This window comes from Neobacillus citreus (assembly GCF_018343545.2).
GTDB classification, from domain to species: domain Bacteria; phylum Bacillota; class Bacilli; order Bacillales; family Cytobacillaceae; genus Neobacillus; species Neobacillus citreus.
In genome coordinates, this window is sequence record NZ_JAGYPE020000001.1 from 295,693 (window position 1) to 319,503 (window position 23,811).

Annotated in this window: 22 protein-coding genes; 5 read left to right on the forward strand and 17 right to left on the reverse strand. The window is 40.7% G+C overall.

Annotated features, from left to right (window positions below; translation table 11 throughout):
* Positions 1-38: 38 nt before the first annotated feature.
* From kduI to KHB02_RS01475, 13 genes are all read right to left on the reverse strand, one after another.
* Positions 39-869, reverse strand: a complete 831-nt coding sequence (gene kduI, locus KHB02_RS01415; RefSeq protein WP_213140562.1) for a 5-dehydro-4-deoxy-D-glucuronate isomerase — start codon at positions 867-869, stop codon at positions 39-41.
* Positions 870-1,136: 267 nt separating this feature from the next.
* Positions 1,137-1,952: a sulfite exporter TauE/SafE family protein gene (locus tag KHB02_RS01420; RefSeq protein ID WP_213140563.1), complete on the reverse strand. Its 816-nt coding sequence runs from the start codon at positions 1,950-1,952 to the stop codon at positions 1,137-1,139.
* Positions 1,953-2,014: 62 nt separating this feature from the next.
* Entirely contained in the window at positions 2,015-3,586 is a 1,572-nt protein-coding gene (locus KHB02_RS01425) for a class I adenylate-forming enzyme family protein (RefSeq protein WP_213140564.1), read from the reverse strand.
* Positions 3,587-3,614: 28 nt separating this feature from the next.
* A complete protein-coding gene (locus KHB02_RS01430) occupies positions 3,615-4,787 on the reverse strand; it encodes an acyl-CoA dehydrogenase family protein (RefSeq protein ID WP_213140565.1) in 1,173 nt (390 codons plus the stop codon).
* A gap of 158 nt (positions 4,788-4,945) precedes the next feature.
* The gene (locus KHB02_RS01435) at positions 4,946-5,854 is read right to left on the reverse strand and encodes a LysR family transcriptional regulator (RefSeq protein WP_213140566.1); all 909 of its coding nucleotides are present in this window, start codon (positions 5,852-5,854) and stop codon (positions 4,946-4,948) included.
* 103 nt (positions 5,855-5,957) lie between these two features.
* The gene (locus tag KHB02_RS01440; protein WP_213140567.1) at positions 5,958-7,193 is read right to left on the reverse strand and encodes an MFS transporter; all 1,236 of its coding nucleotides are present in this window, start codon (positions 7,191-7,193) and stop codon (positions 5,958-5,960) included.
* A 326-nt stretch (positions 7,194-7,519) separates the two neighbouring features.
* Positions 7,520-9,511, reverse strand: coding sequence for an alkyl/aryl-sulfatase (locus KHB02_RS01445; protein WP_213140568.1), 1,992 nt, complete (start codon positions 9,509-9,511; stop codon positions 7,520-7,522).
* Positions 9,512-9,716: 205 nt separating this feature from the next.
* On the reverse strand, positions 9,717-10,832 hold the full coding sequence (locus KHB02_RS01450; protein ID WP_213140569.1) for a M20 metallopeptidase family protein: 1,116 nt from the start codon (positions 10,830-10,832) through the stop codon (positions 9,717-9,719).
* A gap of 102 nt (positions 10,833-10,934) precedes the next feature.
* On the reverse strand, positions 10,935-12,356 hold the full coding sequence (locus KHB02_RS01455; RefSeq protein WP_213140570.1) for an amino acid permease: 1,422 nt from the start codon (positions 12,354-12,356) through the stop codon (positions 10,935-10,937).
* A gap of 177 nt (positions 12,357-12,533) precedes the next feature.
* Positions 12,534-13,178 (reverse strand): GntR family transcriptional regulator, encoded by a 645-nt coding sequence (locus KHB02_RS01460; protein ID WP_213140571.1) that lies wholly within the window; start codon positions 13,176-13,178, stop codon positions 12,534-12,536.
* 90 nt (positions 13,179-13,268) lie between these two features.
* The gene (locus KHB02_RS01465; RefSeq protein ID WP_241113653.1) at positions 13,269-13,592 is read right to left on the reverse strand and encodes a hypothetical protein; all 324 of its coding nucleotides are present in this window, start codon (positions 13,590-13,592) and stop codon (positions 13,269-13,271) included.
* Between the two features lie 58 nt (positions 13,593-13,650).
* A complete protein-coding gene (locus KHB02_RS01470) occupies positions 13,651-14,619 on the reverse strand; it encodes an NAD(P)H-dependent flavin oxidoreductase (protein ID WP_213140572.1) in 969 nt (322 codons plus the stop codon).
* Positions 14,620-14,682: 63 nt separating this feature from the next.
* Positions 14,683-15,408 carry a metallophosphoesterase gene (locus KHB02_RS01475; protein WP_213140573.1) on the reverse strand — a complete coding sequence of 242 codons (726 nt, stop codon included), beginning with the start codon at positions 15,406-15,408 and terminating at the stop codon, positions 14,683-14,685.
* A 669-nt stretch (positions 15,409-16,077) separates the two neighbouring features.
* Between KHB02_RS01475 and KHB02_RS01480 the strand changes: the two genes are divergently transcribed.
* The 3 genes from KHB02_RS01480 to KHB02_RS01490 are packed head-to-tail and all read left to right on the forward strand — an operon-like array spanning position 16,078 to position 17,969.
* Positions 16,078-16,278, forward strand: coding sequence for a PLD nuclease N-terminal domain-containing protein (locus tag KHB02_RS01480; RefSeq protein WP_213140574.1), 201 nt, complete (start codon positions 16,078-16,080; stop codon positions 16,276-16,278).
* A gap of 30 nt (positions 16,279-16,308) precedes the next feature.
* The gene (locus KHB02_RS01485) at positions 16,309-17,214 is read left to right on the forward strand and encodes an ABC transporter ATP-binding protein (protein WP_213140575.1); all 906 of its coding nucleotides are present in this window, start codon (positions 16,309-16,311) and stop codon (positions 17,212-17,214) included.
* Entirely contained in the window at positions 17,211-17,969 is a 759-nt protein-coding gene (locus KHB02_RS01490) for an ABC transporter permease (protein WP_213140576.1), read from the forward strand. Before KHB02_RS01485 ends, KHB02_RS01490 begins: the two co-directional genes overlap by 4 nt.
* An 81-nt stretch (positions 17,970-18,050) precedes the next feature.
* Here the strand turns inward: KHB02_RS01490 and KHB02_RS01495 are convergent, their stop codons facing one another.
* Complete coding sequence (locus KHB02_RS01495; RefSeq protein WP_213140577.1) at positions 18,051-18,488, reverse strand: universal stress protein; 438 nt, start codon at positions 18,486-18,488, stop codon at positions 18,051-18,053.
* Between the two features lie 200 nt (positions 18,489-18,688).
* Here KHB02_RS01495 and KHB02_RS01500 point away from each other — a divergent pair, with 200 nt between their 5' ends.
* Both KHB02_RS01500 and KHB02_RS01505 read left to right on the forward strand, forming a co-directional pair.
* Positions 18,689-20,446, forward strand: a complete 1,758-nt coding sequence (locus KHB02_RS01500) for a glycoside hydrolase family 27 protein (RefSeq protein WP_213140578.1) — start codon at positions 18,689-18,691, stop codon at positions 20,444-20,446.
* 481 nt (positions 20,447-20,927) lie between these two features.
* Positions 20,928-21,602, forward strand: a complete 675-nt coding sequence (locus tag KHB02_RS01505; RefSeq protein WP_213140580.1) for a YetF domain-containing protein — start codon at positions 20,928-20,930, stop codon at positions 21,600-21,602.
* 119 nt (positions 21,603-21,721) lie between these two features.
* On the opposite strand, the gene KHB02_RS01510 is transcribed toward KHB02_RS01505, so the two are convergent.
* The 3 genes from KHB02_RS01510 to KHB02_RS01520 form a co-directional block, all read right to left on the reverse strand.
* Positions 21,722-22,015 (reverse strand): Dabb family protein, encoded by a 294-nt coding sequence (locus KHB02_RS01510; RefSeq protein ID WP_213140581.1) that lies wholly within the window; start codon positions 22,013-22,015, stop codon positions 21,722-21,724.
* Positions 22,015-23,277: a flavin-dependent oxidoreductase gene (locus KHB02_RS01515; RefSeq protein ID WP_213140582.1), complete on the reverse strand. Its 1,263-nt coding sequence runs from the start codon at positions 23,275-23,277 to the stop codon at positions 22,015-22,017. The genes KHB02_RS01510 and KHB02_RS01515 overlap by 1 nt, the downstream gene beginning before the upstream one ends.
* 137 nt (positions 23,278-23,414) lie before the next feature.
* The gene (locus tag KHB02_RS01520) at positions 23,415-23,702 is read right to left on the reverse strand and encodes a putative quinol monooxygenase (protein WP_213140583.1); all 288 of its coding nucleotides are present in this window, start codon (positions 23,700-23,702) and stop codon (positions 23,415-23,417) included.
* Positions 23,703-23,811: the final 109 nt, after the last annotated feature.

Sequence of the window (23,811 nt, forward strand, 5' to 3'; positions counted from 1 at the left end):
AGCCTCCGCTTTTTTATATTTTCATACTGCCGTAAAAACTAGCGCAAATCTTCCATTTTCACAAAATCCATATCAGTGTAGGTGATATTTTCACCGCACATCCCCCAAATAAATGTATAGTTACTTGTGGCTGTACCTGTATGAATAGACCAGCTAGGAGAAATGGCCGCCTGCTCGTTTTTCAACACTAAGTGTCTTGTTTCATCCGGTTTACCCATAAAGTGGAAAACTCGTGTTTCAGATTCCATATCAAAGTACAGGTAGACTTCCATTCTCCGTTCATGGGTGTGGCATGGCATGGTATTCCAAACACTGCCCGGCGCAAGCATCGTCAATCCCATTTGCAGCTGGCAGGACTCGCAAACATTCGGGTGGACATACTGATAAATTTTCCGTTCATTTAATGTGCCACGCTCGCCCGTTTCAAGGGGAACAATCTTGTTAATATCAATTTTGACTGTAGGATAGGTATGATGTGCTGGAGTCGAGTTGATATAGAATTTGGCCGGATTGTTTGCATCATTGGAACGGAACAGGACTTCCTTTGTTCCCTTGCCGACATACAGGCCATCTCTTCCCTGCATCTCATATTCCACGCCATCCAGAATAACCGCACCATCGCCGCCGATGTTGATAATTCCCAGCTCACGGCGTTCAAGGAAATACTCCACGCCAAGCTCTTTATCCAATTTGATTGTCAATTCTTGCTCAGCAGGAGTGACCCCTCCAAAAATCATCCGGTCATTATGTGTATAGGTTAAGTGGACCTGCCCAAGCTCAAATAGGGTTTCCACTAAAAACTCCCTTCTTAATTCTTCCGTTGTGTATTTCTTCATATCCTCAGGGTGAATTGCATAACGAGTTTCCATTATTCATTACTCCTTCATGAAAAATTTATTGTTTCAAAACCTGCCGACTATTTGCCGGCAGGTTTTGTCAAACGCGGATTCTTCCTACTGTCAAGTTGATTTGCAAACGTTAACATTTACCGTTTATCTATAGTCTATCAAAACTAGTAATATATGTAAACCATTATTGTTAACGTTAACATTTTTCGATTATGTCAATAGAATTCCTTGCAAAACAAAAAAGAAGCCACCAAAAAATTTGACAGCTCCTAAAGTTTGATTTCCAAATTAGTTTAAGTACATTCGGAATCCAATGATGATAAGCAATACGGATAACATTTGAAGGACCACTTTACCTGGTATTTTTTGTGACAAAATTACCCCAAGCTGAGCACCGACCATAACGCCCAATCCTCCCCAGATGATCGTCATCCAATCAAAACTGCCATAATAAAGATGAAGAAGAACGCCTGCTGATGAGTATATGCATAAGGAAAAGATGGATGTTGATGTTGCCTGGTGAGTAGATACATGAAACAGATAAATTAAAATTGGAACCAGCAGCCAGCCCCCGCCAATTCCCAAATAGCTTGAGAGAATCCCCATTATGAAACCTAAAGGAAGCAGCCATTTTGACTGAACAAGAGGAATATCTACTGATTCAATCTCTGCTTTATGTAAAGAAAGACCCTCCCTTTCTCCCTCTAAAATAGCTAGTTTTCTCTTTAATGGAACCGAGGAATTTTTCATCATTAAAAATATGCCCAGACAAACTAGAATACTCGCAAAAAGAATATAGAAAAAGTTCGAAGAGTATAATTGCAGCAGCCAAAAACCGATAAATGAACCAGGTAATGCTGCAAATGCAAGTGTCATTCCCATCCGATAATTTATCTGTCCTTTTCTAGCATACCCTACAACGCCGGATATCGCATTGATTAGGACAATTACCAAACCTGAACCAGCTGCAACCTCAGGTTTTAAATGAAAAACCATTAATAGCACCGGTACAAAAATAAACCCGCCGCCGGCGCCTACAATGGTTCCGTATCCTCCAGCAATGATTCCAATTAGGAGAAGCAGCAGGCCTGTTGAGATATCCATATTTATGCCTCCTTTAAGAATGAAAACTGGGAATAAAAACATATTCCCAGTTTTCATACTATTTAAATGGTTAGTAAACCTTGGGCATACATTTTCTTCAATTCTTTCTTATCAATCTTTCCAATTGGCGTAAGTGGGAACTGCTCCTGGAGATAAACCACTTTCGGCACCATATACTTTGAAGTGCGCTCCTTACAGAACTGAATAATATCCTCCTCTGTACAGCTGCTTCCTGCTCTTGGTGACACAATGACACAGACCGCTTCACCCCAATCCTGATGGGGAACACCAATACACGCACTCATGGCTACTGCCGGATGCTGATTGACGACCCGTTCAACTTCTGAGGAATAGACATTCATGCCCCCGGAAATGATCATATCCTTCTTCCGGTCGACAATATAAAGGTATCCATTTTCATCCCACTTGCCGATATCTCCCGTGTAGAACCAGCCATCACGAATGGCTTCCTTGGTCTGCTCCGGCCTTTGGTAGTAGCCTACCAGCATGGAAGGTGATTTTACAATAATCTCTCCCATCTCGTTTTGTCCCACATCATGGCCGTTATCGTCAATTACTCGAACTTCAGTAAACAAGCACGGTTTGCCGCAGCTTTTCAAAACTTCCTGGTTATGGTGATAAGCCCAAACATGAGCGCTTTTCGATAATCTGGAAATAACGATATTACACTCTGTCATACCGTATTGCTGGCGCATAATCGGCCCAAACACTTCGAAGGCTTCCTTAAGTCGCTTGGGTGAAATGGGTGAAGCACCATAAAAGATATTGCGCATGGAACTGACATCATATTCCATGGTTTTCACCTGGTCGAGAAGTCTGTACAGCATGGTCGGGACCACAAATGTAGTAGTAATCTGATATCTTTTAATGGCCTTGATAAAATGTTCTGCATCAAAAGCACGCATGACATAAACATGGACCCCGGAAATCAGGGCTCTCCACAGCAGGGAGCCGCCCGCATGAACGATTGGTGTACTTAACAGCAACCGGTCACGGTCATCTATTGGATCCTCCATCGCAGCAGAAAGGATGCCCGCAGCCAAACCTGCCTGGGAATGCATAACGCCCTTCGGTGTACCTGTTGTCCCGCCAGTGTAAGAAAGAAGCGCGATATCTTCCCCTGCCGATACATGGAAATCCAAATCCTTTTTTTCCACAGGCCATTCGAATTTCATATATTTTTCTGGATAGTCGACACCAAAACCTGGAAGCCCAATCACATGAACATTCGGATCATTTGCCTCCTCCAAGTATTCGAGAATGGTCGTAACATGAGGCTTTGTTGCCATGATCACTAATTTCGGTTTTGCTTCCCGCAAAATAAAGCCAACTTCCCTTGTTCCCAGCTTTTCGCCGAGCGGGACTAAGGTTGCGCCAAGCCGCTGGACAGCAAGCCCAAAGATAACCGCTTCTAAGCTATTGGAAATAAGGGTAGCGATATGGGTCCCCCTTCTGGCACCTAAATTGTGTAGATAGGTTGATACAAGCTCTATTTTTTCTAACAGTTCCCGATAGGTTATCGTTTCCTCAGACGGCAGTAGGGTGACTGCTGGGAGTTCTGCGAATCTCCTTAATCCCTTAAGGAGCAATGCCTGAAAAGTCGTCTGCTGCATAATAAGTGGTCCCTCCTTAAAAATTGAATTAATCCTTCAAAAGTTCCTTGGCAATTGTATTTTTTTGAATTTCCGAAGTTCCGGTCAGGATCCGGTACATCCGCGAGCTTCTGTACATTTTTTCAACCGGGTGCCCTTTCACCAAGCCTTGGGAGCCGAATATTTGGATGGCCTTATCGGCGACACGGTTGTTTACTTCTGATGCAAACAGCTTTGCCATGGAAGCCCCTGCCCGCTCTTCTTCCCCCCGGTCGATTTTTTCAACTACATCGTAAACCATACTTCTTGCCGCATAGATTTCCGTGGCCATTTCCGCCAACATGTGCTGGATTGCCTGAAATTCACTAATTGGGCGGCCGAATTGAACCCTCTTTTTGGCCTGTTCCACTGCTAAATCAAGAAGGTGCTGAGCCATTCCTACGAAACTGGCAGCATGAGAGGCGCGATTCGTATTGATTCTCTTTAAGCCTAGCAACAAGCCTCTTCCAGGTGCACCGATAATATTCGAGGCAGGCACCCGACACTGATTGAAAAGTAATTCAGCATGAATTCGTTCTCCTGAAATCGGGACTTGGATGTTTCCGAGTTCAAAACCGTCATTAAGCGGTGTCTTTTTATCAACTAGGAAAGCTGTAATTCTAGGTTTCTCGTCTTCTACTAATTCTTTTGCTATGACAATCGCAAAATCAGCATAAGGGGCAGCGCTAATAAAATGCTTTTTCCCTGTTAATATGTAGTCATCTCCGTCTCTAACTGCCGTTGTTTCAATGGCAAACGCATCTGAACCGGCATTAGGTTCTGTCAGTGCGAAACAGCATCCGATATCTCCGGCAACTACCGGGATGACGTATTTTTCAATTTGCTCTTTTGTAAAGCTTTCGAGCATCTGGCCGATTCGGAGCGGTCCGCCGATTTCTCCAAGTACCTGGCCCCATAAAACAGCACCGGATCGGGCTAATTCCTCTTTCAACAGGCAAAGCCCTTTTAAGCTGATCTCCTGGCCTCCATATACCCTTGGCAGGTTAATTCCATAGAATCCTAATTCTATTGATCTTTTTCTGACCCACTTAATTGCCTCCATCGGGATGTCTTCTTCCGCATTCAGGCACTGCTCTTGTTCATATGGAAGTAATTCATTTTGGATGAAATTGCGCAATTCTTCATGAAGTGATTTCAAGTCTTCTCCCACAGTCATTAACATTTACGTCCCTTCTTTCAGAAAAAATTTAACTTAATATTTTAAATCTTAAATTAATTATATTTATAAATTATTTTTAAGTAAAATAACCATTTATTATATTTACTTAAATAAAAATTATATAAAATATAAAAAAATAGCTCCCTATTTTTAATAGGAAACTAATATTTTAAGGTCGTAGTGTATACTTCAAGACATTTAATAAACTCTTTAGCTGCTTTAGAAAAGTGCTGTTTCTTTGAGCGCACATATCCTAGTTCCATTAAATCATGATGAAAATTCGTCAATGGAATTGGCACAAGCTCACCGCTAAGGTAATACGGGTCGCTGTTAATCCCGATTTCATAAGAAAGGGTAATCGCCAAGCCTTCCGCAACTGTTTTCTTAATCACTTCTGTATTATTGGTTAAAAACAAAACATCCAGTTCTCCGTATTTTGCGAAAAAATCATCGAGATAAGCTTTCATATTAGGCCCATTGTAAAAAACCAGCGTTTGATCCTGCAGTTCTTGTGGTGTGATACTTTTTTTGCCGGCTAAGGGGGAGTTCCTGCCTACAGTTACAACCACCTTTGCTTCCATCAGTTTGCAAAACTCCAGTTCGTCCTCTCTAGGGTTTTCTTTAGGCATATTTAACAACCCGATGTCTATTTTATTTTGAAGAACATCGTGGATAATTTCTTGGCCGCCTTTTTCATCAATGACAATTCTTACTTCGGGATACTTTTTCTTAAATAAAGCCAACGATTTGGGCAGGACTGTCAGAAACAGGCCCTGTGTAGAGGATAGGCGCAATTCTTTTTCAATTGTGTCCGAATGTGCTTGGGCGCTGTCCTTCATTTCCTCAAGCTTACTCATTACCTCATAGGCTTTTTGTATGATGTCCATGCCTTCTTCAGTCGGAATCGTCCCCAATCTCGACCGTTTGAAAATCTTGATTCCTAATTCTTTTTCAAGGCTCGTAATCGCCATACTGATACCGGCCTGGGAAATATGAAGACTTTCCGAGGCGGTAGAAATCGAACGTGTTTCGGCAACTTTAATGATATATTCCAATTGTTCAATATTCATGGATGATTCCCCTTCTGTTTCTCTTTCTAGAATCATACCGCGAATTGTAAGCCCATTCAATCAAAGAGTTTAAGCATAGCCTGATGGATTTGGCTTAATAGAATTAAATAGCCGCCGTTTCATTTTCAACTTCCTTTGATGATTGTGAAGCATTATTTTTAATCGAAATGACAATAACCATAGCTAGTAGCGCTGAAATGACTAAAAACCAGAAAGCCGCATTATAGGAGCCTTTAAATAAACTAATGATCAAGCCAATTGCTGTTGGAGAAACCGCGCCGGCAATTTGACCTGCAAAAGTGACAACACCAGAGACCGAACCGGTAAGTTCCTTTGGTGAATATTTGATAATAATCGTATAAAGAACGGTTCCAAAAAACGAAAGAGCGATGGAATTTAACGTAAGATACGTAATAAACTGTGCGACTGACGTAGCATTTGCCATAAAGTATAAGAAAATTGCACATAAAAGTGCACCGGCAGCGGCCAAGTATTTCTCACGGCCGACCATCAATTTATCCAGTACCAATCCGCTCACATTAAACATAAAGAACCCAAGAATGTAAGGGATAGCCAGTAAACTGCCGGCATGAACTAAATCCACTCCTTTTTCCTTTACCAGGTAGATTGGCATCCATGTAATCAATCCATAGTTAATAATATTAAATAAAAATTTAAAAGAGATGAGTTTCCATATGTTATCTATTTTTAATAACTGCTTTAAAGGAACCTTTTTTCGCGCTTGGATGACGTTTGTTTTCTGTACTTTTTTAGGCTTTAAGATAAACCAAAATCCAATAGCAACAATCATCCCCAAAATACCTGCGACAGAAAACATGCCTCTCCATCCAAATGCAGCAATCATCGCAGCAGCAAGGGCTGTACCTAGGATTCCACCTATATTTTGCGCAGATAGGAAAAAGGAATTGGCCCGGCCGCGTTCTTCTTGAGGAAAGTTATCCCGGATGGTTGACATACTGGCCGGATAAAAAGGGCCCTCTCCCAATCCGAAAATGAATCGAATGAATAATAAAGATACAAAGGACCAAGCGAATCCAGTCATTAAGGTAAACAAAGACCAGCCAAACAGGGATAATGTAATCATGACTCTCGCACCGTACTTGTCCGTCATCCATCCGCCAAGCGGCTGCATGAGCGAGTAACTGATGAAAAATATACTGATCAACAAACCAGTCTGAGAGGTATTTAGGTGAAACTCATCGCCAATTGGGATTACCGCAACGTTAATGGCGACACGGTCAAAAAAGCTTAAAACCATTCCTACAAATAAAAGACCGCTTATGATTATTTTCCGTTTTTTACTAGCATACATCTCCATTTCCACTCACTCCATTTTAAGTTCAGTTTAAAATACAACATTAGCAAACCTGCAGCCCACAATTCACTAAAACCGAGGCCGATAGGAAGCGTTTTCAATTTATAAATAATGTCTAGCTAGTTCAACAAAGTTGATACGTCTGATTGATTATGCCAGTTTAATAGTTGGAAATATTCTTAATCTTGGGATTAATTTTATCATAAAATAAATTTAAGAAAATTAAGTAATTATTATGATGATATAAATTAAATTGATAGATAATCATTCAATCAAATTTGAGTTAGGCCGGTTCCGCATAGATTTGGAACCGGCACATATATAAATATTTATGGTGTCACGATATTTACCTTAGGATCAAATTTATCCAGTAAAGATAAAAATTCTTTAAATTGTCCCTTGTTTCCAGTAACGGATACCTTTCCGGAAGCCTCCATTTTATCCAAATCTTCTTTTCCTAGAGCGATTAGATAGAATGTTACTCGATCTACTACTAACGTGGCATCAGGCTCTGATGCCGTTTGACCTTTCTTATAATTGACAACAGAGTTTCCTAAGGTAATCGTATAGTTTGTTTTTAAATCTCTGAACGACACATTAAAAGTCATATATTTGCCTTCTGCCTTCGTTCCGTTTAACTTAATCGAGACTAAGTTTAGGAAATCATCCATCGGCATGTTCAGAAGCGTATCTAGATTCATCATGCCGCCTGAGCCTTTCGATTCTGCCACTCCATTTCTTAGCTCCTGGGCCCCTGTCAGGTAAAAGTTTCTCCAAACAGAGGATTCTGCCATATATCCTAACTGTTCGTATGCTTTGGCAAGTAAATCCTTTGCTTCCTTATTATTGGGGTCTGCCATCACCACATGCTTTAACACTTGTGCCACCCAGCGGTATTCACCTTTGGCATAATCATGTTTTGCTTGTTTAAGAACATTTTTTTCGCCGCCCATGTATTCAACATATTTAGCCCCCGCTTCTTCCTGCGGCAACGGGTCCAAATCGGAAGGGTTTCCGCTGAAATAGCCTAAATAATAGTTATAAACCGCCTTCACATTATGCTTTAGCGTCCCGTAATAACCACGATTCGCCCAAACCTTGTCGAGGCTTTCTGGCAGCTTAATTTTTTTGGCAATTTCATCCGCGGTGTAGCCTAAATTCGCCATATGGATGGTTTGGTCATGAATGTATTTATACAAATCACGCTGGTTTTTAAGTTGTTCGAACACACGATCTTTACCCCATGTTGGCCAGGAATGGGCGGTCACCATGACGTCGATATCTTCACTACCATATAGATCGATTGTTGCATCAAGAGCCTCTACCCATTTTAAAGTATCCCTAGTCTTGGCACCTCTTAACGTGTAGATATTGTGCAAGGTATGTCCTGTATTTTCTGCTACCACCAGTGTTTTATAATCTTTAATATAGTAGTGCATTTCAGCAGGTGCTTCCGTGTTTGGTGTTAATAGAAACGAAAAAGTAATCCCGTCTATTACCATTGTTTGTACAGGATCCTTTATTTCTGCGGTTGGTGGCATATAACTAAAAGTTCCGTTGCTTAATCCTGGTCCAATACCGGACGTGACAAAACCTTGCTCATTGGCAGGCAAGAGATTACCAAACATATACCCCGCCCGGCGGGACATGATGGTGCCTAAAAGAACGTTTTCACTTAGTGCCTCTTTATTGAATCCGTCCGGTACAATAATGGGAACTTTTTTTGGATCGGCAGCATATTGGGCTACCCCTTTAATTCCTCCGAAGTGGTCAACATGGCTATGACTTATGACAATAGCGCTTACTGGTTTTTTAGGACGATGTTGAAAATAAAGTTCCATTGCCGCTTTAGCTGTTTCCACGGTTGAGAGCGTATCCAAAACAATTAATCCTGTTTTTCCCTCGACAATGGTAAGAACAGATAAGTCTTGTCCACGAACTTGATAGACTCCGTCGACGACTTTAAACAAGCCGGAAATATTTTGTAATTGGGCTTGTCTCCATAAACTTGGGTTAACCGTATGTGCCGCCGGGACATCCTCTTTTATAAATGAATACTGATTGCTGTCCCAGATCACATTCCCAGCTGGATTCTTTATTGGATCCATTTGTAAAGGCGCAATAAATCCTTTATGAGCATCTTCAAAATCTTGCCTGTTTGAAAAATCCAACTGGTTGTACACTGCCTTATTGGCCAGGATGGTAGTGCTAGATGCAGGCATCGGCTTACTTGTGTCAGCACTTGTATTAGTTGAACCTAGCAATAACATAAAAGCAACTGGAACCAATACCGTCCCTCTCATAAACGACTTTTTCTCCAATTTGTTATAACCTCCCCTTGAAAGTATCCTTCCTTCTAGCTGTTACCTTAGTTTTTGAAATTATCTAAATTCATTTTATAATTAAAATATTTTTAAGTAAATTTACTATTATTGATGGTAACTTCAGTTTTGTTTATATAAAAATTAAAAAAGGGGCCCAAACTATTTAAATTTGGGACACCCTCTAAATTATTCTTGTTAAATTTTACAAATCCGCTAAACCTTTGAAAAGTTCTACACCTGTCTCGATGAGATCATCACGGAAGTTATACTCATAGCTGTGCAGGTTCGGATAATCTTCTCCGTTGCCAATATAAGTATAGGCTCCCTTTGTGAGTTTTGTGTAATGACCAAAATCTTCGGAACCGCGGAACGCTTCCTCTAGCTCAATCAAATCGAATCCTTTATCTTTACAAACCTGACGAATCTTATCGGAGCTTTCTTTGTCATTCGCTGTTTCCGGGAATTCATCTTGGTATTCAAAGCTTACCTTTAGACCATACTTCTCCGCTTCCGCAATCGCCACGTCCTCAAGCTTCTTCTGAAGTTTATCCATTTCTTCTTCGTAAAGGGCACGGATTGTCATTCTAAGCACACCTTTGCTGGCGTTAACACCGAACGCTTTGGCACCGATATCCACTTGGACAATCGTGCATAGAACAATACCTTTGTTCACAGCAGGATCAATGAATCCAGGAATGGCATCGATGACCTTGGCAATCGCAAAGGATGGATTGATTCCCTTCTCCGGTTCGCTGGCATGAGAAGGTACACCCTCCATATGTATGCTCATTCCCTTGGATGCACAATGGGCTGTTCCGTCAATGACTAATACGGAATTGTGTTTAAAACCGCTCATATTATGCCAAGCAAAAATTTCATCAATGTTATTTTCCTCGATAAAAACAGCACACTCTGCTGCACCGTCACCTGTTTCCTCCGCATGCTGGAATAAGAAGTAAACGTTGTTGTCGCAGCCCTTCTGATCAATTTCCAACGCAAATCCAGCAAGGGTTGCGGAGTGCCCGTCATGCCCGCATTTGTGTGACACTCCAGGAATTTGCGAACCGTATGGAAGATTAATAGTTTCCTCTATCGGGAGGGCATCAAAGTCCGCACGGAAGGCAACGTTTCTTTTTCCTACATTAGAGTGATAGATGGCATAGAACCAACGGCCCCGATCAACGATTTCAAGCTTTGTGTTTGCTTGTAGGAAATCAATTAAATGTTGTTTCGTCCATACTTCATAATTGGATAATTCAGGATGTGCATGTAGTTCATGACGAAGCTGCACCGCCAATTCAAGGTTTTTCTTTTCCAATCTGTTTCTCTCCTCTCCATTTAAGGACGAATCCCTAGTTTACATAGTAGCAACTAGGGACCCGCCCTTACACATTACTAATATGAAAATTTGTGAGATTCATTATTTTATTTCTGTTTCTTTAATGTGGGCCTCTAAGAAAGGCTTATAGTCCGGATCTTTCAGTTTTCCTTTTTTATACAAGATGATACCAATAATGGCGTACAAGACTAGCATTGGTGCGCCGATATAGAATGAAAATCTTGTATCAGGACTATAGGCCGTATAAGCGGCGATCGCAACTAATGCGATTAAACAAATAATGGTTGGAAGTGGATAAATATTCGTTTTGAACTTTAATTTGTCCACTGAGCCGCCATTTGCCACCAGCCATTTTCTGAATTTATAGTGAGAAAGAAAACTACCGAACCAGCCAAGTAACGTATTGAAACCAGCGATGGAAATTAACCAAACAAACACCTTATCCGGTGAAACGAAGTTTGTAATCAGAGAAACTTGCCCAAGAAACAATGTTAGGATAACCGCATTCATCGGGATCCCGCGTTTATTTACTTTACCCAAAGCTTTTGGAGCCTTTCCTTCTTTTGACAAGGCGACCAGCGTTCTGCTGATGGCATAAATCATCGAATTTGCCGCAGATGCGAGTGAAGTCAGAATGACAATATTCATAATCGCAGCAGCGCCGGGAATTCCTGCCAAACTAAACAGACCAGCATAGCCATTGTTTAAAACGCTTACTTGTTTGTAAGGAACGACCAATCCCATGACCGTCACGGTACCAACGTAAAAAAGCAATACCCGGAAGAAAATAGTATTGATGGCTTTAGGTACATTTTTTTGAGGATTTTCTGTTTCTCCAGATGCAGTAATAACGGTTTCAACCCCAAGATATGACCAGATTACGCCAGTCATCATCAAAATAACTGCTGCGAACCCGTTAGGGAACATGGACATGTCTGTCCAGTTGGATAATCCAATAAATCCTTGATGTCCAATCAAACCAAAAATCATTAACACACCAACAATTAAGAAGATAATAATTGCAACAACCTTGATGCCGGCAAACCAGTATTCTGCTTCCCCGTATGATTTTACATCGATTAAATTCAAGGCCAAGATCAGTAAAGAAATGATGATACAGAAGACAGTAGGAGAAACACTAGGGAAAAATTGATTTAGAATCATTCCTCCCCCAACGATTTCAGCGCCAAGGCCGAGGAATCCGTTGATGGATAAATTCCAGCCTACCATAAATCCCAATACAGGATGAACAAATAGGCCCGAATAGGATGTATAGGCGCCCGGAACTGGCATGAAGGTAGACATTTCGCCTAGACCTTTCATTAAAACAAACACTAAAAGCCCTATCACTAAATAGGCAATCGGGCCGCCTAGGGCGCCTGCCTTCGAAACGACATTACCAGAAGCGAGGAACAGACCTGTACCGATTGTTCCGCCAATGGAAATCATCGTAATATGCCGTTGTTTTAAGCCGCGTTGAAGGTCATTGGTGTTATTTGCCATAGATTAATTTCCCCTTTTTTTTAATTTACTAGTTTAATAAAATAAACCCCTTTCAATTTAAATACCTTTTCAAATATTCAGTTATTTGTATACTTTATATTATATATTTTATTTTTAACTGTCAATAAAAAAAAGATTCTGTCGAATAATCGAACAAAATCTTTCGGGTTTTTCTTCTTATAGTGGCAGGTTTTCTACCTTTTTAGGGTTCCAATGGACTTCTTTCAATAATCTTTCCAATTCAGCCGTATCTTTACTTTTAAAAAGCTCCAGCATTTTTCGATGCTCATTATTGGTTTGCAATAGTTTTTCTTTCAAGCCGTCCTGTGAGCCGGCTTCCCCTAAATTTTTCAAAAATTTCTTTTCCCATTGAAGCAAAAGGTTGACTAAGCTTTTGTTGGGACAAACGGATAAATAGACACCATGAAAGGCTTCCTGCATTTTATCATACATTCGATAATTCTCGGTATTCAGCGCCAAATCAATGCTCTGTATATAGAAATCCATTTCACTCAAGTGCTTCTCGGTTAAAAGCGGTGCAGCCAAGGAAGCAGCGAGACCATCCAATGCTCCGATGATAAAATAGGTTTCTTCAGCCTCTTCTTTTGTAAGACTTTTTATCACAAAACCTTTCCTTGGTACATTGTCAATCAGCCCCTCCGACGCTAGTTGGATGAGTGCTTCCCTTACTGGGGTCCTGCTGACTTGAAGGCTTTCACAAATATTGTTTTCATTTAACTTTGCCCCTGCAAGCAATTTCCCACTGTTGATTTGATCCACAATATAATTATAAACATGGTCTTTCAGTGATAAATATTCCATAATTAGCTTCTCCAATACATTCTTTATTATATATATTGTATATAAACCTGCGGAATAAGAAAAGACCCACGCTTTCCGCCCAGGTCTATCTCAAAGTACCAGCACATATTGAATTTGATTAGAAGAGATGGGTGTAATGGCCGCAATCCGATAGCCGATACTTAAAAGCTGCGATAAAGTTTCTGCACAGTTGAGTCGGGGAGGCTCAATCGGGGCGTGAAAGCTTTTATAAAGCTGCAGGAATTGATTATTATTTGTACAATGAAGCAGGAGAACATGTTTACCTGTCCATGCCTGCCCGATGATGGGGTGTATTTGCACTTCATTCATGTTTCTCATATTGAACACCTTTTCTAGTTGATACAATAGATTATGATTGATATCCAGTCCATTGTTCGCAATATGGATATTCAATAAAAAAAACTGACTCCAAAAGTTGAGTCAGTTTTTCCACCTCTATTTTATCCTGCCATCAAACAACAACCAGACCAAGTCTCTCTTTCGCCGCCATATACTCCAGATAAAGTTTGTCAACGAATTCTCCAGCACCGCTAACTTTATTAATGACGCCAATTCCTTGGCCAGAACCCCAAATTTCCTTCCATGCCTTAGGTTTCGAACTGCCGTCTGAAAAACTCATCTGAGACGGATCACTTTCAGGGAGCGCATTAGGATCTAACCCTGCCGCACGTATGGATGGAGCCAAATAGTTTCCTGGAACACCTGTGAACAGACTGCTATAGACAATATCGTCAGATGTGGAATCTACAATTGCCTGCTTATACTCTTCTACAGCATTAGCTTCGTGAGTGGCAATAAATGGCGAACCAATGTAAGCAAAATCAGCCCCCATCGCTTGAGCGGCGAGTACAGCACTGCCGGTAGCAATAGAACCTGCCAAAGCAACCGGACCATCGTACCATTCACGGATTTCCTGAACTAAGGCAAACGGGCTCTTCACGCCGGCATGACCACCGGCACCTGCGGCAACTGCAATCAACCCATCCGCACCTTTGTCAACTGCCTTGTGTGCGAATGTATTATTAATAATATCGTGCAGCACAATACCTCCGTAACTATGTATTTCGGTATTTACTTCTTCACGTGCCCCAAGGGACGTAATAATGATAGGAACCTTATACTTCTTACACATTTCCACATCATGTTCTAGCCGATTATTGGACTTGTGGACAATTTGATTGATCGCAAATGGGGCTGCCGGCCGCTCTGGATGACGGGCGTTATATGCCGCGAGCTCCTCCGTGATTTCGTGCAGCCATTCATCAAGAAGTGATGCCGGTCTTGCATTCAACGCCGGCATGGAACCAACTATGCCTGCTTTACATTGGGCAATAACCAGCTTGGGATTACTAATAATAAAAAGTGGTGAACCAATTACGGGTAAACGCAAGTCCTTCAGTACTGTTGGGATATTGGACATTTTTTCTTGTCCCTCCATTCAAATTTTTAACATTCTACTAAATTTTAATTCTCCAAATAATGTTTATTTTCCTTCTTTTATTTTTAAAACAGATTCCGTCTCAAAACTTCCATCCTTTATGATTAATGCGTTTAACTGGCCGTCGAAGGCACAGCCTCCATCGATTCCGATTACCCGGTTTAGACCAAAATAAACATTGTTTTGTTTATGGATTCTTCTTGTCGGGGTATGGCCAAAAATGACCGTTTCCGGATGCTGATATTCGTAAATAAATTCATCCCGAATATTTAGAAACTCCACTTTTGTCGTTTTTTCAAGCCCTTTTTTCGGATGGATTCCTGCATGGACAAAAACAAAATCCTGTTCCTTGATAAATAAAGGGAGAGATTGCAAAAAAGAAATTTGCGAAGAAAAATGAGCTTGGATAATGTTTCTTATGTCATTTTCCTTTTTCATGTCATTCAGCAATTCTGAGTATTCAACCCGATCCATACCAAGTCTATGTAAACAGCTATTTATCGTCGCTATTCCGCCAACCCTGCCATAATAAAAGATAATTTCTTTTTCATCTAGCCATTGCAAAAACATATCATCATGGTTGCCCAGCAAAGCAGTTGCCCCTTGACTGCACCATTCTTGTACTCTATCAAGTACAGCCATACTGTCGTGGCCTGTATCGACATAGTCCCCTATAAAAAGAACCTCTTCCGGTTGTGCATTAGTTTTTGTCAACAATTGATCCAGCTCTGCTGCACAGCCATGAATATCAGAAATCACAATTTTTCTCAAGGTTTCACCTCATAAAAATTGACTTGTCCATTACATCTATAACAATTTAAGTTCAATAACAAGTATGGAAATTCCTTTGATAATCTTATTTTTATACGCACTTACATAAAAAAAGAGCCCCTAAGATACTCGGGGCCCCGCAGAATGATGTTCTATGTGAGCTTTTTGCTTCAGTAATCTAAGTTTCTGGTTTCTTGTTAACAATCTCCAGAATGCTACCTTGAATACCATGTAAACCCCTCCCTCTAACCAATCATTTTCTTAAAAAATTTTTTATCGATTTCCTCCGACATTCCTTCACGTTTTTTATTGTAACAAACTTCGCAGGTTATTAAAATTTAAAAATTCCGACTACTTAAACCCTTTTTTTACAAATTAATTCCTTATTCTATGTGGGACCTTCAACATAAGAATGAAAAAAACAAGAACTTTGTATGTGAGTGTCGAAATATACAACAAAGAAATTGATAAAATATGTCAATAGTGTGAAAGGAATATTCAGCATTCACTGAAAGTTCTTGTCATAATTTCTCTAAGAGTCAGAAAATTGTACTAATTCCTCTGAAATTCCAGCATCTTTTTCGGTAAATTATAATTAATAGCACTTTACATAATTTTCTATTTCAAGATTATGATTTTAATAGATGAATAGTAAAGGAGGCGAACCAAATGGAATTTTCAGATCTGAACTGGGCTTTAGTCGCACCGCTTATTGGGATCCAACTTCTTCTAATCATTATTGCATTGGTCGATCTTTCAAAAGTCGAGCATACAAATGGCCCGAAATGGATGTGGGTGCTCATCACTCTTTTTATAAGTATTCTTGGCCCAATTTTATACTTCATCTTTGGCAAAAAACATTCATCATAACTAGCTTCCTTAAAAAGGGGTGTGTAAAAAATGAATATTATGGAAGTCAAGTCGTTGACCAAGGCATTCGGCAAGCATATGGCCGTAAATGACCTGTCCTTTTCCATTGAGGAAGGCCGCTGTGTGGCGATGATTGGTCCGAACGGTGCAGGAAAAACCACGACGTTGGAAATGGTCGCTGGACTGCAAAAACCAACAGACGGAACCATTACATTTCTTGGTGTTGAAAAAACTGATTTTCGAGAGCACATCGGATATTTGCCCCAGCAACCGGTATTTTTCCCATGGATGAATGCTGTTGAGTACCTTGTTTTTATGGGGGAGCTCTCTGGTTTATCCAAGACCAAGGCAGCAAAGCGCGCTGTGGAGTTACTTGAACTTGCGGGAATTGCCGGTGCCAAGAAACGTAAGATTGGCGGTTACTCTGGGGGAATGAAGCAACGGCTTGGAATCGCCCAGGCATTGATTAACAAACCAAAACTGCTAATGCTTGACGAGCCTGTTTCCGCATTGGATCCCGTCGGACGCCGGGAAATTCTTGAGATGATGAAAATGTTGAAGGAGAACATGACGATTCTGTTTTCAACCCATATTCTCCATGATGCAGAGGAAGTTTGTGATGATGTGCTCATAATCCATAATGGCAAACTGGCCATCACTGGTTCTCTTCCCGATCTACGCAAAAATTATCAGGAAGACGTCATTATTATTTCCGCGGCTGAAAACCTGGAAGGCTGGGCCCGCAGCCTTGAATCATGGGATGTAATCACAAAGGTCATCTCCAAAAATGAAACAGTGGAGATTTTTATCAAGGATGTTTTATTAGCAAGAAGCCTGATTCTCGCTGAAATTACCGAAAAGCACCTTCCTATCACGAGCTTTACAGTAGGGAAAACCACACTTGAGGACCTATTCATGAAGGTGGTGGGAAAATGAAAACGTGGTTTGTTTTATTTCGAAAAGAATGGCTGGAAATGAGCCGAAATTATAAAGTAATCTGGATTCCTTTGGTCTTTATGTTATTCGGGCTTATGCAGCCAGTATCAAGCTACTATATGCCAGAAATCATGAACAACGCCAGCAACCTTCCGAAAGGTACAGTCATTAAAATACCTTTGCCTTCTAGTGGCGAAGTCCTTGCACAGACACTGGGACAGTTCAACCAAATGGGCGTACTCATCCTCGTGCTTGCTTTCATGGGGATCGTGGCCGCCGAACGGAGAAGCGGGGTCATGAAAACCATCCTAGTTAAGCCGGTAAGGTTTGCCTCCTATATCACAGCAAAATGGGTAAGTGCGCTGCTCCTTAGTGCGGGGTCAATCATTCTTGGCATGCTCTCAGCATGGTATTATACAGAGCTATTGATTGATGATTTCCCGTTTATCAATCTAGTAAAGGGAACCGGGCTTTATTTCATATGGATTTTATTTTTGCTTACATTCACGGTTTTCCTCAGCAGCCGTTTGAAAAGCAGCGGTCTTGCAGCCGCTTTTGCGCTTGTTTTCAGCATTCTTTTGTCTTTGTTGACCTCTCTTCTCGATAAATGGATGGAATGGAGCCCAGCACAGCTGACAAATGCCGCTTCCTCTCTATTGACAGCAGGAAAAGTAGAAGGTCCCTTCCTTCTCCCGCTTGGTATTACTTTTGCCCTGGTACTCCTTTTCCTTTATCTGGCATCCGTCCGTAAATAAAGCTATCATTTTTTACACACCAATTTTACTTGTTAAGTTTAGAAAAAGGTTGTCCTCATGGTTAAGGACAACCTCTTGTTATTATTTTACGATCAGAACAGGACAAGTTGCTTTTTGTACAACATAATGGCTTACACTTCCCAAGAACAATTCCTTCAGCCCGCTTAATCCTCTGCTTCCCATGACAATAAAATCGGCATCATTCTTTCTAACAAAATCGATAATGGTTCCTGCAGGGTCCCCTTCCAACACAAATGTTCTTGTCTTATTTGGAAGCTTAAGCAGCTCTTGGTTTATTTCTTCGCGGATCGGTTCGATCGCTTTAAGCTGTTCCTCACGCCGATCTTGTATCGGAACTGCATAATGGTAAGCTAGCTGAATTTCCGGTTGAATAACCATGACAACATATAATTCAATTTTTTCGTCTTGCTTTACTAGATTCATTGCCATTTTTAAAGCTTTTTTGCTTAATTCGGAATGATCGTAAGGAACCGCGATTCTTGAATAATCAGTCAGCATTTACTTATCCCCCTCATTTTGGTATAAATACCATTTATTCACTTTTATTATATAACTTTTTCACTCTTCCGATCGTGGGTGAATTAGAACATTATGTGAATTTTTTCATATATTGCTGGAACATATTGTTCATTAAAATATAGACTTTTCTGTATTATGATAGATTTATTAATACCTATCTGCTTATAGGGGAAATGTCTATGCTTAAGAAAATTATTACAACTTTATTATCATTCTCATTTTTACTTTGTGGAAATTTTCCCGTATCCATTTTTTACATGGAAGAGGCAAAAGCTTCTTCCTTTAATAGTTTAGGCGACCGGCCATTTATGGGCTGGAGCAGCTGGAGCTCAATCCGGAAAAAACCGACGGAGCAAAACATCAAAGATGCCGCCGATGTAATGGCTGCAAAATTCAAGTCGCACGGATACCAATATGTTAACTTGGATGATTACTATATGCTTGATTGGACCACCACCGTTGATAAATATGGCCGGTGGGTAGTAGATCCAAAGAAATTTCCAAGCGGGATGAAAGCACTTGGAGATTATATCCACCACAAAGGCTTAAAGTTTGGTCTCTATGTTACCCTAGGTATTCCACAAGGCGCGGTGGATCAAAACACGCCGATTGAGGGAACGCTCTATCATGCTAAAGATATTGTGGACCTCCGTAAAGGGCAAAAAGTGAATTTTAACTTCAAAAATATGTATGCCATTGATTTTTCCAAGCCGGGGGCACAGGAGTATATTGATTCGTGGGCTCAGCTATTTGCTTCTTACGGGGTGGATTATCTAAAAATTGATGGTGTCCGCAACCAGGATATTCAAGATGTCGAGGCCTGGGCAAAGGCGTTGAAGAAAACTGGAAGACCGATACATGTGGAGCTGTCCAATAATCTTGATATCAAACATGCTTCAACATGGAAAGAATTATCGAATGGCTGGCGGACCGATCACGACGTAGAGGCATATGGAAAGCCAACTCTCACAAATTGGAAAAAGGTGTCTAGAAGGTTTGATGATGCCGCAGAGTGGCACAAGCATGCTGGTCCGGGCGGGTGGAACGATTTTGATTCACTCAATGTGGCAAACGGGGGTAAAGACGGCCTGACAGAGGAGGAAAAACGATCTTATGTATCTCTCTGGGCGATTGCATCATCCCAGTTTGTGATTGGGAATGACTTAACGAAGCTAGACGATTATGGGATCAGCTTGTTGACAAATGACGAAATTATTGGGGCCAACCAAAGTGGAGTGGCAGGGAAACGTTTATACAAAACCGCTGCCTCTCAAGTATTCTATCAAAAACTACCAGACGGTTCTTACAATATCGTACTCTTTAATACCGGACCATCCTCACAAAACGCAAGTGTGAAATGGGCAGATTTGGGAGTTGAGGGATCAGCAATGGTGCATGATATGTGGAGCCATCAGGATTTAAGCAGCATGGATTCAGGATTCACCACAGAACTTTCCAGTCATGCTTCTCGTATGGTTCATGTAATTCCCACTTCCTTGAGTGGAAACCGATATACTCCCTATGATGTAAAAATATCGTCGGTACCTGCTGCCCCAGATTGGGTAATGGTTGACAGGAAAGATCAAAATTCCGTTACGATTACTTGGAATCCCGTATATGGAGCAGAATCCTATACCGTTTATCGTAAAACCATCAATAGATTTGGATTCAGCAGCGGCTATACACTTATTGCAGCAAATCTAACAGAACCCAATTTTGAAGATAAAACCGCTACATTCCGTGCCGGCGGCAGTTATTCGTATGTGGTAACCGGAAAGAATGCTATTGGAGAAAGTGCAAAGTCTCCGAAAGCTCAATCAGACAGCCAATCCTTCGTGCTTGTTGCCATTCCAATGATGTTATTTTTTACTGTTATCATCTTATTAAAACTCTTTAGTACGATAAGGGACAAATATCAATTATATAGAACAGCTTGATCTCAATACTAAAAGCCGCACTATAAATGGTGCGGCTTTTATTTATGATGTTGCTACTCGATGGTTTAATTTTAAAATTCCACTTCTTCGCCTAAAATTTTTATCTTCGTTCCGTCTAATATTAACCGATCTTCCTCAGCTGCTACCATTAGTTCAACGCATTCAATAAACTCAAGTGGACTTACTTTCATTCCATACACCTCTTTTAGTGTTTTTTTCATAAATCCCTTGCACCCAAATCCTCTTCGCGTCACCAATAAAGCGCTTACATTGTATTTAAAACCCAATTTCTACATTTTATTAACGTGTTTATATTTTAATTCTGTAAAATTTTTCTATTTCCTCTATTTTAGTTTAAATTTTCTAAAATTAAATTGTTCTAAACAAAACTAGTTCAATTGCCCTAATATCATGAATTACTCGTTTAGGAAATAGCCCCGATGTCCATAACAATACAGTATGAATAAATTGGAGGCAGCTCATGAGTTACGTGGATATTATTCTTGAACTGGTAATTGGATACATTGCCCTTTTTATTACGGTGAAATTTTTAGGAAAAACCCAATTAAGTCAAATTACTCCATTCGATTTTATTTCAGCATTAGTCCTAGGCGATTTATTAAGTAGTGCCGTCTTTGATGAAGGTGCTGGCATTTTGAAAGTCCTTCTAGCTATTGGTGTGTGGGGATTCCTTATTTATTTTACCGAAATGCTTACACAGAAATCGCGAAAATTACGCGTGTTTTTTGAGGGCAAGCCTTCGATGATTATTAACAGAGGGAAAATTGACTGGCGAGAAATGAAAAAGAACCGGTTAGATTTGGACCAATTAAAGCAAATGCTGCGTTCCAAAGACGTTTTTTCTCTCGAAGAGGTAGAGTATGCCATTTTTGAAAACAGCGGCGGAATTAGTATCCTAAAAAAACCAGAAGCGGATACTCCAACATGCAAGGATTTAAAAATCAAAGCGGAACAGAAAACAATTCCACTTACCATTATCAGTGACGGCGAAATTTTAGAAGAGAACCTTAAACAAGCCGGGTTAGATGAGAATTGGCTTTATAAGGAATTGGATAAAGGCGGGGTTAAAAATCCGAAGGAAGTCTGTTATGCTGAATGGCAAACGGGGAAGCCGCTTTATTTTCAAAAATATTGATACTATTTTTAGAAAAAGGACCTCTAGGGGTCCTTTAAATATATTTATCACAAATTATAATTTTGTTTACTTAAATACTAAAACGCGTTTAAGTATTAAAGCGTAATGTTAAAAAAATATTAAAATTCAAAATCAACGACAATGATGTCTTCGACCCCAATTTCCTGTAAATAGGCGAAAACCTCTTGGTGCGCCGGATGTGGTCCATAGTTTTCCAAGGACGTTCTGTCCTCAAATCGTACCGTTAATCCAATTTCAAAACCTTTGCTCCTATTTGAAAAATTAATTCCTTGCTGTATATCCATAATACCGGGAATCACTTCTTTTAGCAGCAGGGTCCTGCTAATTGCCTCTTGCTTTTGTTCTATAGTTGTCTCTGGTGAGAATTTCAGTAATACAATATGTTCTACCATTACTGTTTCCCCGCCTTGCTGTTTAATTTTTCGCGATCAAAACCGGCAATTTGCTTGTATTGATTGGCGATATCCTGTAATTCCTGCTGGGAAATGACATCACTTAATTCGTCAAAACCATTAGGTGCGCGGTCTTCGACGATTTGCATGACCACTTCAGGACCATTTTTCCGGTTTGCCATAACAATATTTGCAGTTGGTTCTAATCTGGCTTCTTCATATGCCTTCAATGCCTGTTCTGCAGTCGGGTGTGTTAAAATGGCCTCTCCCAGGGCATCTGCATCCAAAATCGCCTGTGAAGCACCATTGGAGCCGATTGGATACATAGGATGGGCTGCATCTCCAAGCAACGTGATACGTCCGAATGTCCAAGCGGGAAGCGGGTCACGGTCGACCATTGGGAACTCATACACTGCCTCTGTTTCCTCTATTAACTGAGGAACATTCAGCCAGCCAAAATCCCAGGCTGCAAATTGCGGAGCAAACTTTTCCTTATCAATTTTCTTATTCCAGTCCGCACGGTCAGGCATTTCGTCTTCAATTGCCAATTCTGCAATCCAGTTAACTAAAGAGCCCCCTTTTGCTGCGGTTTCGGGACAAACTGGATAGGCGACAAACTTTTGATCTTGGTAACCCGCCATAATCATTGATCTTCCGGTCAAAAATGGATCAGCTTCGGTAATTCCACGCCATAAGATCCGTCCGCTGAATTTTGGCAAACCTTCATTTGGATAAAACGTTTTTCGGACCACCGAGTGGATGCCATCGGCGGCAATCATCATGTCCGCACTGTAAGGGCCAAGAGACTCTCCTGTTTTACGATTGATAAATCGAGCCGTTACCGTATCTCCAACCTGTTCAAACGATTGTAAATGATGCCCGGTTAAAACGGCATCCTCCCCTAATTTTTGAATGACGGCATTTAACAGCAGCATTTGCAGGCGTCCGCGGTGAATCGAATATTGCGGCCAATGGTAGCCGGCAGCTTTGCCACGTGGTTCCTGCCAAATTTTCTTGCCGAATTTGTTAACATACATGAGCTCGGCGGTTTGCAGGCCAGTTTTTTCAAGTTCATCTGCGAGGCCTAGCTCGGTGAGGACCCTGACAGCATGAGGCAAAAGGTTAATCCCGACTCCCAGCGCTCTTATCGTTTCGACACTCTCGAAAACGCGGACAGACACTCCGGCCTGATTAAGTTTAAGTGCCGTTACAAGGCCGCCGATTCCGCCGCCGACAATGAGTGCGGTTTTTATCTCTGACATTGCGTTCCCTCCTATAAAAATACCGCTTTAGTATTTTGATATTTCTTAATTATTGCAACAAAATAAAAATATATCAATATATTTGTTCACCAGCCTGTACATACAAAAGACCCACTTAAAAGTGGGCCCGCAATGGATTATATTAATACTTTATAAATATTCATATCTGTACTTTCTCGTCTTTTCCTAAGTTCTGGCACAATTCTCCGAACGTGTTCACTATTATCGTGCTGTCTCAAAGCCTCTTCATCTTCCCATTCCTCGATTGTTGCGAAAATGGTCGGGTCGTTAATATCACCATGAAGCGTATACATGAAGCAGCCTTTTTCTTTTCTCGATTCGGTAATCACTTCACTCGCCAATTTAAGATATTCCTCAACATTTACGTCCGGTTTTAATTTAGATTTGCAGACAACTCTTATCATGTAATTAGCTCCCTTTTTATAAAAATTCTCACTAATTTTAGGCTTATATTTGATTTTAGCATTTTTTAATAATAATAGTTATCTACTTCTTTTGGGTTCAGTTGTAATT